The organism is Pseudomonas sp. NPDC089918 (assembly GCF_050280605.1).
Lineage (GTDB): Bacteria > Pseudomonadota > Gammaproteobacteria > Pseudomonadales > Pseudomonadaceae > Aquipseudomonas.
Window position 1 is genome coordinate 37,736 of the sequence record NZ_JBNNVP010000030.1, and the last position, 12,482, is coordinate 50,217.

10 protein-coding genes are annotated in these 12,482 nt (G+C 60.0%); 8 read left to right on the forward strand and 2 right to left on the reverse strand.

What is annotated here, in order from left to right; all coding sequences use genetic code 11:
• The first annotated feature begins 62 nt into the window (after window positions 1-62).
• From ACQKPC_RS20490 to ACQKPC_RS20525, 8 genes are all read left to right on the forward strand, one after another.
• Window positions 63-830 carry a TerC family protein gene (locus ACQKPC_RS20490; protein WP_008076283.1) on the forward strand — a complete coding sequence of 256 codons (768 nt, stop codon included), beginning with the start codon at window positions 63-65 and terminating at the stop codon, window positions 828-830.
• A 348-nt stretch (window positions 831-1,178) separates the two neighbouring features.
• Window positions 1,179-2,837: a Na/Pi cotransporter family protein gene (locus ACQKPC_RS20495; protein WP_427626065.1), complete on the forward strand. Its 1,659-nt coding sequence runs from the start codon at window positions 1,179-1,181 to the stop codon at window positions 2,835-2,837.
• Window positions 2,838-2,893: 56 nt separating this feature from the next.
• Entirely contained in the window at window positions 2,894-4,270 is a 1,377-nt protein-coding gene (locus ACQKPC_RS20500) for a M16 family metallopeptidase (RefSeq protein ID WP_427626066.1), read from the forward strand.
• Window positions 4,271-4,484: 214 nt separating this feature from the next.
• Complete coding sequence (locus tag ACQKPC_RS20505) at window positions 4,485-5,513, forward strand: DUF5924 family protein (RefSeq protein WP_427626067.1); 1,029 nt, start codon at window positions 4,485-4,487, stop codon at window positions 5,511-5,513.
• 54 nt (window positions 5,514-5,567) lie between these two features.
• Window positions 5,568-6,716, forward strand: coding sequence for an MlaE family lipid ABC transporter permease subunit (locus ACQKPC_RS20510; protein WP_427626068.1), 1,149 nt, complete (start codon window positions 5,568-5,570; stop codon window positions 6,714-6,716).
• On the forward strand, window positions 6,713-7,516 hold the full coding sequence (locus ACQKPC_RS20515; protein WP_063342006.1) for an ABC transporter ATP-binding protein: 804 nt from the start codon (window positions 6,713-6,715) through the stop codon (window positions 7,514-7,516). The genes ACQKPC_RS20510 and ACQKPC_RS20515 overlap by 4 nt, the downstream gene beginning before the upstream one ends.
• Window position 7,517: 1 nt before the next feature.
• Window positions 7,518-8,456 (forward strand): MlaD family protein, encoded by a 939-nt coding sequence (locus tag ACQKPC_RS20520; RefSeq protein ID WP_427626069.1) that lies wholly within the window; start codon window positions 7,518-7,520, stop codon window positions 8,454-8,456.
• Window positions 8,453-9,079, forward strand: coding sequence for an ABC-type transport auxiliary lipoprotein family protein (locus tag ACQKPC_RS20525; protein WP_427626070.1), 627 nt, complete (start codon window positions 8,453-8,455; stop codon window positions 9,077-9,079). Before ACQKPC_RS20520 ends, ACQKPC_RS20525 begins: the two co-directional genes overlap by 4 nt.
• A 121-nt stretch (window positions 9,080-9,200) precedes the next feature.
• Here ACQKPC_RS20525 and ACQKPC_RS20530 read toward each other — a convergent pair whose 3' ends face one another.
• Entirely contained in the window at window positions 9,201-10,430 is a 1,230-nt protein-coding gene (locus tag ACQKPC_RS20530; protein ID WP_427626071.1) for a nucleoside recognition domain-containing protein, read from the reverse strand.
• Window positions 10,431-10,634: 204 nt separating this feature from the next.
• A complete protein-coding gene (gene gltP, locus ACQKPC_RS20535; RefSeq protein ID WP_427626072.1) occupies window positions 10,635-11,966 on the reverse strand; it encodes a glutamate/aspartate:proton symporter GltP in 1,332 nt (443 codons plus the stop codon).
• Window positions 11,967-12,482 lie beyond the last annotated feature (516 nt).

Here is a 12,482-nt window from a genome sequence, read left to right on the forward strand (position 1 = left end):
CAGGCTTTGTTGTTTGAAGCCTGGGCCCTTTGTGGTTTAAACACTCGCTCAAAGGAATACACATGGAATGGCTGACCAACCCTGAAATCTGGGTTGCCTTCTTCACCCTGACTGCCCTGGAGATCGTCCTGGGCATCGACAACATCATCATGATCTCGATCCTGGTCAGCCGCATGCCCAAGCACATGCAGGCGCGCACCCGGATTTTCGGCCTGGCGTTGGCCATGATCACGCGGATCCTGTTGCTGCTGTCGATCACCTGGGTCATGCGCCTCACCGCCGACCTGTTCGAAGTGTTCGGCCAGGGTATTTCCGGGCGTGACCTGATCCTGTTCTTCGGTGGTCTGTTCCTGCTGTGGAAGAGCTCGCAAGAGATGTACCACGCGCTGGAAGGTGAAGATGAAGTCGGCGACGAGCCTTCGGGCAAGGGCGGCAATTTCCTGTACACCATCATCCAGATCGCGATCATCGACATCGTGTTCTCGCTGGACTCGGTGATCACCGCGGTGGGCATGGTGTCCCACGTACCGGTCATGGTCGCGGCGATTGTCGTTGCAGTACTGGTGATGATGTGGGCTTCTGGCACCATCAGCGAGTTCATCGACAAGCACCCGTCGCTGAAGATGCTGGCGTTGTCGTTCCTGTTGCTGGTCGGTACCGTGCTGATTGCCGAATCGCTCGATGTGCACTTGCCAAAAGGCTACGTCTACTTCGCCATGGCGTTCTCGTTGGCGGTGGAAGCGATCAACATCAAGATGCGCACCGCGATGATGAAAAAGAGGAAGCAGCAGGAGCCAGTGAAACTGCGCAAGGATGTTCCGGGGCAGTAACCGGTCCCAATGGGGTCTCTGTGGCGAGGGAGCTTGCTCCCGCTGGGCCGCGAAGCGGCCCTGAAACCAGTCACTGCGATTACTCAATAAAACCGCGGAGACCTGTATTGCGGCTGCTTCGCAACCGAGCGGGAGCAAGCTCCCTCGCCACAAGAACAAAGGGCCTACGGCCCTTTGTTCGTTTCTGAAGCAAACTGTTTTCATGACAGTTTTGTTTCAATCGCCTCTTTAGCTATGCGATGCTGGCGCCCAGACCGTTAGCCAACTACAGCTTATGTAAAGAACGTAGAAAAACGCGCGGCACCGTCGACTTGCCCCACTGGGGCGCTACCACCACAGGGGGCCTGCATGCTCACCCTGCTCAATTTGTTATCGGCCGTGGCCCTTTTGATCTGGGGCACGCACATCGTTCGAACCGGCATCCTGCGGGTTTATGGCTCCAACTTGCGCCACGTGATCGCCCATAACATGTCCAGGCGCTGGCTGGCGTTTGTCGCCGGGATCATGGTGACCGCCATGGTCCAGAGCAGCAATGCCACTGCCATGCTCGTGACCTCGTTTGTCGGTCAGGGCCTGATGGCGCTGACTCCGGCTTTGGCGACCATGCTCGGTGCCGACGTGGGTACCGCGCTGATGGCGCGGGTACTGACTCTCGACTTGTCGTGGCTGTCGCCGCTGCTGATTTTCCTCGGGGTGATTTTCTTTCTGTCGCGCAAGCAAACCCGGGTCGGACAGATGGGCCGGGTCGGCATCGGTCTGGGGCTGATCATTCTGGCGCTGCAACTGATCGTCGAGGCCGCCGCGCCGATCACTCAGGCGCAAGGGGTGAAGGTCATCTTCGCCTCCCTGACCGGCGATATTCTGCTCGATGCCTTGGTCGGCGCGCTGTTTGCGATGATTTCCTACTCCAGCCTGGCCGCCGTTTTGCTGACCGCGACCCTCGCCGGTGCCAGCGTGATCAGCCTGCCAGTGGCCATCGGCCTGGTGATCGGCGCCAACATCGGCAGTGGCATTCTCGCCTTCCTCAGCACCAGCATGCAGAACGCGGCCGGCCGTCAGGTGGCGCTCGGCAGCCTCTTGTACAAACTGATCGGCCTGCTACTGATCATTCCGGTGCTCGACCCGTTGGTGCACTGGATCGACAGCCTCGACTTCAGCCCTCAGGAAATGGTCATCGGCTTCCACCTGCTCTACAACACCGTGCGTTGCCTGATCCTGTTGCCCAGCGTCGGGCCGATGGCCAAGCTCTGTGCGTGGTTGCTGCCAGAGCGGCCAGACATCAATGGCACGGCCAAACCACGGCATCTTGACCCGACGGCATTGGTCACCCCGAGTCTGGCGCTGGCCAATGCTGCCCGGGAAACCCTGCGCATCGGCGATCTGGTCGACAGCATGCTCGAAGCCATGCTCGCCGTGCTGCGCGGCAAGCAGACCGCCGTCACCCAGGAAATTCGTCGCCTGACCGATGATGTTGAAGCGCTCTACAGCGCCATCAAACTCTATCTGGCACAAATGCCCCGCGAAGACCTCAGCGAGCAGGACAGTCGGCGCTGGGCGGAAACCATCGAGCTGGCGATTAACCTGAAACTGGCCAGCGACCTGATCGAGCGCATGCTGCGCAAGGTTCAGCAGCAGAAAACCTCGCAACGCCGGTCTTTTTCCGAGGTGGGCCTGGAGGAGCTGGCGGGGCTGCATAGCCAGCTGATTGCCAACCTGCGTCTGGGGTTGTCAGTGTTCCTTAGTGCCGACCCGGAAAGTGCTCGCCAGTTACTGCGTGAGAAACGTCGCTTTCGCGCACAGGAGCGCCGTCTGGCCCACGCTCATGTCAGCCGTTTAAACCGTAAGATCGTACAAAGTATCGAGACCAGTTCGCTGCACCTGGAACTGATTGCTGACATGAGACGCTTGAATTCGTTGTTCTGCAGCAGCGCCTATGCAGTGTTGGGTACTTCGGATACTGGCGCTCTGGCGGTCGACGATTTGACTGACATCACTCATTCACCCTGAACGTCCACAGTTGCCTGAAGTCTGTTGAACTTACGCGGGTCGTACGGAAATTCGTTATGCGTTGTCTGCTGTTCGCTTGTCTGCTGCTCGGCTCACTGCCTTCATTTGCCCTGGATCGCTTTCAGGTCGAGGGCTACACGTTGCGCAACGGCCTGCAATTGGTCCTCAAACCGGGCACCGAGCGCGGGCATGTGGCAATCCGGTTGGTGGTTGGCGTGGGCCGGGATGATTTCAGCTGTGCCGACAAGGAACTGCCGCATCTGCTCGAACATTTGCTGTTCAGCGGCATCGACGCCACCGGCGAAGGCGGCCTGGAAGAACGCATGCAGGCCCTGGGCGGTGAATGGAATGCCTACACCAGCAATGCCGACACGACCTTCGTCATCGAAGCCCCGGCGAAAAACCAGCGCAAGGTCCTCGACCTGTTGTTGGCGCTGCTGACCCAGACCCGTATCGACGACAATGCGATCAACGTCGCCAAGCAAGTGGTCGAGCGCGAAGACGGAGGTCATTACTCACACCTGCAACGTTGGCTGGATCGCCAGGATCTGGGGCACACCGCCAGTAATCAGTTGGCGGTGGAACTGGGCCTCAAATGCCCCGAGCGCGCGCAAGTCGATCACCTGACCCGCGAGCAACTGGAGAAGGTGCGCCAGGCCTGGTATGCGCCCAACAATATGACCCTGATCGTGGTCGGCGACCTGGACCGCCTCCTGCCGGCCTATCTGGAACGGGCCTATGGCGCACTCGAAGCGGTTGAGCCTAGCACTCACCTGCCGCTGCCAGACATTCAGGCCAGCGCGGCCCATGAGCGCAATTTGAGTAACGGTTTCGTCGGTGGCGGTGCCAAATTGCATTGGCTGGTGCCGGAACCGGTGCTGGAAGACCAGCACGACGAAACCTTCGACCTGCTCAAGGACTATCTGGATTGGGCGCTCTATCGCCAGTTGCGCCTGGTTCATGGATTGTCTTACGGGCCTTCGGCCGAGCGCGAGGTGTTTGGCGGGGTGGGTTTCATGAGCCTGAACGCCGACCTTGATCGCGGCGACGTGCTGGCAGCGGAACAGGTGCTGGATGAGCTTAAAGCCGATCTGCTCAAGAACGGCCTCGACGCCGCCACCTTCGCCCGTCTCAAGCAAGCCGCCATCGCTCGCCAGGCCTGGGCCGTGCAAGGCAACAGCGCCCTGGCGGACTATTACTGGAGCGCTCTTGGCGACTACGAGGACGGCCATTTCGTCAACCCGGCCAAGGCGCTGCAAGACGTGACACTGACCGAGGCGAACAAGGCAATGCGCGAGTTGCTGCTGCAGCCGGGGTATCTGCGGATCGAGAAGCCGCTGATGAGTTATGACCAGGTGATGTGGGCGATTGTCGGGGGATTTGGACTGATGGTGCTCGGGTTATTGGCTTGGCGCGTCCATCGCAGACGATAGCCAATCCCTGTGGCGAGGGAGCTTTGTGGCGAGGGGGCTTGCCCCGTTCGGCTGCGCAGCAGTCGTAATATCGTTGATGCGGCGTGCCTCGTAAACCGGGGGAGGCTTTTTTCGGGGCCGCTTCGCAGCCCAACGGGGGCAAGCCCCCTCGCCACAGGGCCCCTCGGGCGGTACCCTGTCGAGGATTTTTCCCACGACTATTGTGAATCGCCGAATGCCGAACCTGACCCTGTACGTACAGCGCCTCCTGGAGTTGATGAAGCGCTATCCCGGGGTCATTGCGCTCGGCGGCTTCATTTCAGGGGTCGGCAGCTTCATGCTGGTGGATCGCCAACAAGGTCTGGCGACGTGGATCACCACCATCATGCTGATCAGCTGGGTCTGGTTGATGCTGGAAAACAGCCTCACCAAGCTGTTCGCCAGGGTCTTCAAGCGCGAAATACCCCAGCCACTGCTGCGTTACGCAACGCAGATGATCCATCAGGAAAGCCTGTTCTTCGTCCTGCCGTTCTTTTTAATCACCACCACCTGGAACAGCGGCCAGTTGTTCTTCACTGGATTACTGAGCATGGCGGCGCTGATTTCGATCATCGACCCGCTCTACTACAAATGGCTGGCACCGCGCCGCTGGGCGTTCCTGGCACTGCACACCCTGACCCTGTTTGCGGTCCTGTTGACCGCCCTGCCCGTCATTTTGCACCTGACCACCGCCCAGAGCTTCAAGCTGGCGCTGGGCATTGCCATGTTGCTGTCGTTCCCGAGCCTGGCCTCGATCTTCCCGATTCGCACTGTGCGCAATGCGCTGGCGATCCTCAGCATCACCGTCGGCATCGGCGCCGCTGGTTGGGTGCTGCGCTCCTGGGTTCCACCGGCGACGCTGTGGATGACCGATGTGGCGATCAGCACCCAAATGCAGGACCGCACCCCCGGCAAGAGCCTGGAGGAAGTCAGCGCCGAACAGATTCGCGGAGGTGGGCTGTACGCGTACACCGCGATCAACGCTCCGCGGGGTCTGGCCGAGCGGATTTATCACGTCTGGATATTCAACGGTAAAGAAGTCGACCGTATTCCCCTGGACATCCACGGCGGGCGCAAGGAAGGCTACCGCGCCTGGACCCACAAGCAGAACTTCCCCGGCAACCCCGCAGGTAAATGGCAGGTTCGGGTGCTGACTGAAGACGGTCAGTTGATTGGCGTGTTGCGCTTCAAAGTCATGGACAGCACACCCATCAAAGAAAAGTAACGCGGTTCGTGCTATTAGTCAGATCTGCGTAATAGCCGAACAAGCACGGAGCTTATGACTAGCAGCACAATGCCTGGCAGTGCCCGACTGGACACCTCGCACAGCCCTGCCCTGTTGCGGGTCACGGGTGACTGGACGCTCGCCCATTACGCCGATCTCAGCCGCCTGAGTGAAAAGCTCCGTGGCCAATACGACAACAACACCCACATCGATCTCAATGGCCTCGGCGCGCTCGATACGGCGGGTGCGTCATTGTTGGTGGAGCTGCTGGGGGCCGAGCGTCTGGGCAAATCTGCCGAACACCCCGATTGCACCCTTTCCTCCGCGGATCGCGCCTTGTTGCAGACGGTGTACTGCTCGCTGACCGATTTCTGCGTGCCGATCAAAGAACCGGAAATCAGCGTCGGCATTCAACTGCTGACCCGTATTGGCCGTGCGGTCGACGCGGTCTGGCAGGACACGTTGCAACTGTTGGGTTTCGTCGGCCTGATCCTGGAAACCATCGCTCGCGGGTTGTTTCGGCCCAAACGCTGGCGTCTCACACCGATGGTCGCTCACATTGAACAGACCGGCCTCGACGCCGCCCCCATCGTCGCCTTGCTGACGTTTTTGGTGGGGGCTGTGGTGGCGTTTCTCGGGGCGACGGTGCTGGCGAGTTTCGGTGCGAGTATTTTCACCGTGGACCTGGTGGCGTTCTCTTTTCTGCGGGAGTTCGGCGTGTTGCTCACGGCCATCTTGATGGCCGGTCGCACCGCCAGCGCGTTCACCGCGCAGATCGGTTCGATGAAGGCCAACGAAGAAATCGACGCGATCCGCACCCTCGGCCTCGACCCGATGGAGTTGCTGGTAGTCCCCCGCGTCCTGGCGTTGCTGGTGGCGCTGCCGATGTTGACCTTTCTGGCGATGTTGTCAGGGATTGTCGGCGGTGGCGTAGTCTGTGCGCTGTCGCTGGATATCTCGCCGGCGATGTTCCTGTCACTGCTGCAATCGGACATCGGCGTTCAGCACTTTCTGGTGGGGATCGTCAAAGCGCCGATTTTTGCGTTCCTGATTGCCGCCATCGGCTGCCTCGAGGGCTTCAAGGTTAGCGGCAGCGCCGAGTCCGTCGGCGCGCACACCACGTCCAGTGTGGTGCAGTCGATTTTCGTGGTGATCGTGCTCGACGCCGTGGCTGCGTTGTTTTTCATGGAGATGGACTGGTGAGTCGTTTACCCCGAGCGCCTTCAGAGGCGGTGATCGAAGTCCGTGGGCTGTGCAATCGCTTCGGCCGCCAGAGCGTGCACGAGAACCTCGACCTGGACTTGTACAAGGGCGAGATTCTGGCGGTGGTCGGCGGTTCTGGCAGCGGCAAATCGGTGCTGCTGCGCAGCATTGTCGGCCTTCGTCAGCCCAGCGAAGGGCTGGTGAAGGTCTTCGGCAAGAACTTGCCGAGCCTGTCGGAACACGAGCGCTCGCTGGTTGAACGGCGGTTCGGTGTGTTGTTCCAGAAAGGCGCCTTGTTCTCTTCGCTCACCGTGACCGAGAACGTCGCCCTGCCCCTGATTGAACACGCCGGCCTGAGCCGTGCCGACGCCGAGCACCTGGCGGCAGTGAAAATGGCGTTGGCCGGGCTGCCGTTGTCGGCGGCCGACAAATACCCTGCTTCACTGTCCGGCGGCATGATCAAGCGCGCGGCCCTGGCCCGAGCGCTGGCGCTGGACCCGGACATCCTGTTCCTCGACGAGCCCACCGCCGGTCTAGACCCGATTGGCGCCGCAGGCTTCGATCAACTGATCCTGACTCTGCGCGATGCCTTGGGCCTGAGCGTGTTTCTGGTGACCCACGACCTCGACACGCTCTACACCATCACCGACCGGGTGGCAGTGCTGGCGCAGAAGAAAGTGCTGGTGGCGGACGCCATCGACAAGGTATCGGAAACCGATGATGCGTGGATTCACGAATACTTCCATGGCCCTCGCGGCCGCGCGGCGCTGACGGCCGCTAACCAGCTCAATGAGGTCTGACATGGAAACCCGAGCCCATCACGTATTGATTGGCCTGTTCACCGTCATAGTGGTGGCAGGCGCCCTGCTCTTCGGTCTGTGGCTGGCCAAATCCAGCGTCGATACCGAATTCAAGGATTACGAAATCGTCTTCAACGAGGCGGTCAGCGGCCTGTCCAAGGGCAGCGCCGTGCAGTACAGCGGGATCAAGGTCGGCGACGTGGTGATGCTGCGCCTGGACCCGAACGATCCGCGCCGGGTGTTGGCGCGGATTCGCCTGGGCGGAGACACTCCGATCAAAGAGGACACTCAGGCCAAGCTGGCGCTGACCGGGATCACCGGGACCTCGATCATCCAGCTCAGCGGTGGCACGCCACAAAGTCCGACGCTCAAGGGCAAGGACGGCAATTTGCCGACAATCGTTGCATCGCCCTCGCCCATTGCCCGGTTGATGAATGACAGCAACGATCTGATGGCGGGCGTGAACGTGTTGATGCACAACGCCAATCAGTTGTTTTCCTCGGAGAACGTCGCGCGTATCAGCAGCACCCTGGAGAACCTGGAGCAAACCACCGGCACCATTGCCGATCAGCGCGGCGATATTCGTCAGGCGATGCAGCAACTGGCTTCGGTTGGCAAGCAGGCCAGCGCCACCCTGGAACAGACCACCGCGTTGATGCGCAACGCCAACGGCCTGCTCAACGATCAGGGCAAGCAGATGTTCGGCAGTGCCGAGCAAGCCATGAAGTCCCTGGAACAAAGCAGTGCGACCATCAACACATTGCTCTCCGCCAATCAGGATTCCCTCAACAGCGGCATGCAGGGCCTCAATGGCCTGGCACCGGCGGTGCGTGAGCTGCGCGATACCTTGAGTTCGTTGCGGACCATTTCCCAGCGGCTTGAGGCCAACCCCAGCGGTTACCTGCTGGGCAGCGACAAAAACAAGGAGTTCACGCCATGAAACTGGCTCATCTCGCCCTCCTCGCCGGTTTTGCGTTGATCGCTTCCTGTTCGATTTTCCCCAAGACCGAGCCGTCCGATGTCTATCGACTGCCGTCGGCACAGCGCGACGCATCGGCCCAACACGGCACGCCGCAGCGCTGGTCGTTGCGGCTGGCCAAGTTTCAAACCAGCGAAGCCTTGAACAACCCGAAAATCGCCGTAATCCCTCAGGGTGATCTGATCAGCAGCTACAAGGCTTCACGCTGGAGCGATCCGGCACCGGTGCTGTTGCGCAATCGTCTGCTCGATGGTTTCCAGCGTGACGGTCGCGTGCCGTTGCTCAGCACCGATGACAGTAATTTCCAGGCAGACCTGGAACTGGGCGGCAACCTGCAAGCGTTCCAGACCGAGTACCAAGGTACGGCTGCGAGCGTGGTCGTGCGCCTGGATGCGTTGTTGGTGCGTGGGTATGACCAGCGAATCCTCGCCAGCCGACGCTTTGAAGTGCGTCAGCCGTTGAGCGATGTGAAGGTGCCGGCGGTGGTGACCGGTTTTGGTTTGGCCAGCGACCAGTTGACGGCGCAGGTAGTGGCCTGGACGGTGGAGCAAGGTCAGAATGTTGCGCCGCCGCTGAGGCCTTGAAGACCTACACACACATCAGTGTGGGAGCGAGCCTGCTCGCGATGAGGTCGGCACATTCAACAATTCTGTTGGCTGTTAAACCGCCATCGCGAGCAGGCTCGCTCCCACAGGGTTCTTTGGTTTAACCAAAGAACCAGTAGCACACCCCGATCGCGCCAAGCACCCCCGCCAACTCCGCCAGCAACGCACACCCCACGGCATGTCGTGCACGCTGAATGCCCACCGCGCCGAAGTACACCGCCAGTACATAAAAGGTTGTTTCAGTACTGCCCTGAATCGTCGCCGCCACCAGCGCCGGGAAGCTGTCGACTCCAGAGGTTTTCATGGTTTCGATCAGCATTGCCCGTGCGGCGCTGCCGGAGAAGGGTTTGACCATGGCCGTCGGCAGCGCGTCGACAAAGCGGGTGTCCCAACCGGCCCACTCCACCAGATGACGGATCCCGTCCAGACCGAAATCCAGTGCCCCGGATGCTCGCAGCACGCCCACGGCACAGAGCATCGCCACCAGATACGGCAGCAGGTTCTTGGCCACGTCGAAGCCTTCTTTGGCGCCTTCGATGAACGCCTCGTAGACCTTCACTTTGCGTAATGCGCCGATCACCAGAAACAGCATGATCAGCCCGAACAGCGTCACGTTGCCGAGGATCGATGACAGGCTCGCCAGAGCGGTCGCCGAGAGCGTCGCCAGCAGCGCCATGAACGCACCGAGGGCCAAGGCACCGGGAATGAAGTAGGCGAGCACCACCGGGTCCCACAGGCGCAGACGCTGCATGAACGCCACCGACAACAAGCCCACCAGGGTCGAACAACTGGTGGCCAGCAGGATTGGCAGGAACACCAGGGTCGGATCGGGCGCACCTTGCTGGGCGCGGTACATGAAGATGGTCACCGGCAGCAGCGTCAGGGACGAGGCGTTGAGTACCAGGAAGAGGATCTGCGCGTTGCTGGCGATGGTGTCGCTTGGGTTGAGCTCTTGCAGCGCCTTCATGGCTTTGAGGCCGATCGGCGTGGCGGCGTTGTCCAGCCCCAGGCCGTTGGCGGCGAAGTTCAGCGTGATCAGGCCAATGGCCGGGTGACCGGCCGGCACTTCCGGCATCAGGCGCAGGAATAGCGGGCCCAGCGCCTTGGCCAGCCATTCGACGATGCCGGCCTTCTCGGCAATTCGCAGAAAGCCCAGCCAGAGAGTGAGGGTGCCGAACAACAGGACCATGACCTCGACCGACAATTTGGCCATGGCGAAAATGCTTTCCACCATCGCCGCGAAGATCCCGGCGTTACCGCCGATCAGCCATTGCGCTAGTGCCGAAACGGCAGCCACGATGAAGAAGCCAAGCCACAGGCCATTAAGCATCAGTCAAATCCCCCGGAAGATGCGGCGAATGATAACGGGGTAGACAGAAACGACAAACCCCGGATTTCTCCGGGGTTTGTTTAGTACCGCTAGCAAAAGACCAATGTGGGAGCGGGCTTGCTCGCGAAGAGGCCGGAACATTCAACATCTTTGTTGACTGATCCACCGCTTTCGCGAGCAAGCCCGCTCCCACAGGTTTTTGCATCAGTTGCTGGAAATTTCACCAACCGGCAGCTTTTCCTTGCTGCGCCAGTGCGGCAGGGAGTTCCAGTAGCGCTGGCCCTTGGCGTCGTCGTACATGCCTTCCCAACGTGCGATGACCAGCACGGCGAGGGCGTTGCCGATCACGTTCAGTGCGGTACGGGCCATGTCCATGATGCGGTCGACACCGGCGATGAACGCCAGGCCTTCCAGCGGAATACCGACGCTGCCCAAGGTGGCCAGCAGCACCACGAAGGACACGCCCGGTACGCCGGCGATGCCTTTGGAGGTGACCATCAGTGTCAGCACCAGCAGCAACTGTTGGCTGATCGACAGGTCGATGCCGTAGAGCTGGGCAATGAAGATCGCCGCGATACTTTGGTACAGGGTCGAACCGTCGAGGTTGAACGAGTAGCCGGTCGGCACCACGAAACTGCAAATGGCTTTCGGCGCGCCGTAGGCTTCCATCTTCTCGATCACGCGCGGCAGCACGGTTTCGGAACTGGCGGTGGAGTAGGCCAGTACCAGCTCATCCTTGAAGATGCGCATCAGCTTGATCACCGAGAAACCGAACAGGCGAGCGATCAGGCCCAGCACCACAAAGGCGAAGAAGGCGACGGCGAAGTAAACCAGGACGACCAGTTTGGCCAGCGGCAGCAGAGAGGCGAAACCGAAGTTGGCCACGGTCACCGCGATCAATGCGAACACGCCGATCGGGGCGTAGTTCATGATCATGTGGGTGACTTTGAACATGCTTTCCGATACGCCCTGGAACATCTTCACCAGCGGTTCGCGCAGGTCCGATTGCAGGCTCGACAGACCGAGACCGAACAACACGGAGAAGAAGATGATCGGCAGCATCTCGCCGCGGGCCATGGCCGCAAAGATGTTCGACGGGATCAGGTTGAGGATGGTCTGGATGAACGCGTGTTCATGCTGCACCTCGGCGGCAGTGGCCTGGTACTTGGAAATATCCACCGTACCCAGGGTGCTCATGTCGATGCCGCTGCCCGGATGGACCACGTTGGCCAGCACCAGACCGACCAGAATGGCGATGGTGGTGACGATCTCGAAGTAAATGATGGTCTTCAGACCGATGCGACCGAGTTTCTTCGCGTCACCCACGCCAGCGATGCCGACGACCAGCGAGGACACCACGATCGGGATCACGATCATCTTGATCAGACGGATAAAGATATCGCCTGCCGGTTGCAGTACGTTGCTGATCCACCAGGCTTTTTCGGCACTGAAATGGTTGAGCAGTGCACCAATTGCTATCCCCAGAACCAGACCGATGAGGATCTGCCAGGCGAGGCTAAGCTTTGCCTTCTTCATATCTTTACCCTTACTTGCGTTTGACTCAGGCTGATGCATGAACTGAAACGCTCAATGGCGAACACGTCTTGCATCGGCCCCCGTATAAGGTCCCCGCGAGCGAGCATTTACAGCTCTCAGGCAGCGAAAAAGGCGCAACTATTCCGATGCAGGGAAGCGCCGTCTAATGCCGTAAACGCCTACCCTATGCCGAATCGGCATGAGATTTTCTAACTGAAACCCGCGTCCCAACCGGTTTGAATGCGACATTCAGGCGGGCATAAGTGCCGTATGCCGGCCATTTCAGCGCAGGACGAAGGTTTTTAAATAAGCGGAAATTTAGGAAAAAGCCTACGTTTGGCTGCGAATTCTCTTATCGGGAAAGTCGGAGCTTTCTCGATATACGGTCACGAAGAAACACCGCGAAACGGTTTTGCGGGGAATATGCACCAATAACAGATGAGCTGAATGCTCTAGATCAACGTTTTGCACGTTGAAGCTCCGCAAGTTCGTCGAGCCGTTCTGGCCCCGGCGAAC

What these genes read in the sequence shown, in the direction of transcription:
- ACQKPC_RS20490 (WP_008076283.1), top strand. Translation starts at nt 63, where the DNA reads ATGGAATGGCTGACCAACCCTGAAATCTGGGTTGCCTTCTTCACCCTG.
- ACQKPC_RS20495 (WP_427626065.1), top strand. Translation starts at nt 1,179, where the DNA reads ATGCTCACCCTGCTCAATTTGTTATCGGCCGTGGCCCTTTTGATCTGG.
- ACQKPC_RS20500 (WP_427626066.1), top strand. Translation starts at nt 2,894, where the DNA reads ATGCGTTGTCTGCTGTTCGCTTGTCTGCTGCTCGGCTCACTGCCTTCA.
- ACQKPC_RS20505 (WP_427626067.1), top strand. Translation starts at nt 4,485, where the DNA reads ATGCCGAACCTGACCCTGTACGTACAGCGCCTCCTGGAGTTGATGAAG.
- ACQKPC_RS20510 (WP_427626068.1), top strand. Translation starts at nt 5,568, where the DNA reads ATGACTAGCAGCACAATGCCTGGCAGTGCCCGACTGGACACCTCGCAC.
- ACQKPC_RS20520 (WP_427626069.1), top strand. Translation starts at nt 7,518, where the DNA reads ATGGAAACCCGAGCCCATCACGTATTGATTGGCCTGTTCACCGTCATA.
- ACQKPC_RS20525 (WP_427626070.1), top strand. Translation starts at nt 8,453, where the DNA reads ATGAAACTGGCTCATCTCGCCCTCCTCGCCGGTTTTGCGTTGATCGCT.
- ACQKPC_RS20530 (WP_427626071.1), bottom strand. Translation starts at nt 10,430, where the DNA reads ATGCTTAATGGCCTGTGGCTTGGCTTCTTCATCGTGGCTGCCGTTTCG.
- gltP (WP_427626072.1), bottom strand. Translation starts at nt 11,966, where the DNA reads ATGAAGAAGGCAAAGCTTAGCCTCGCCTGGCAGATCCTCATCGGTCTG.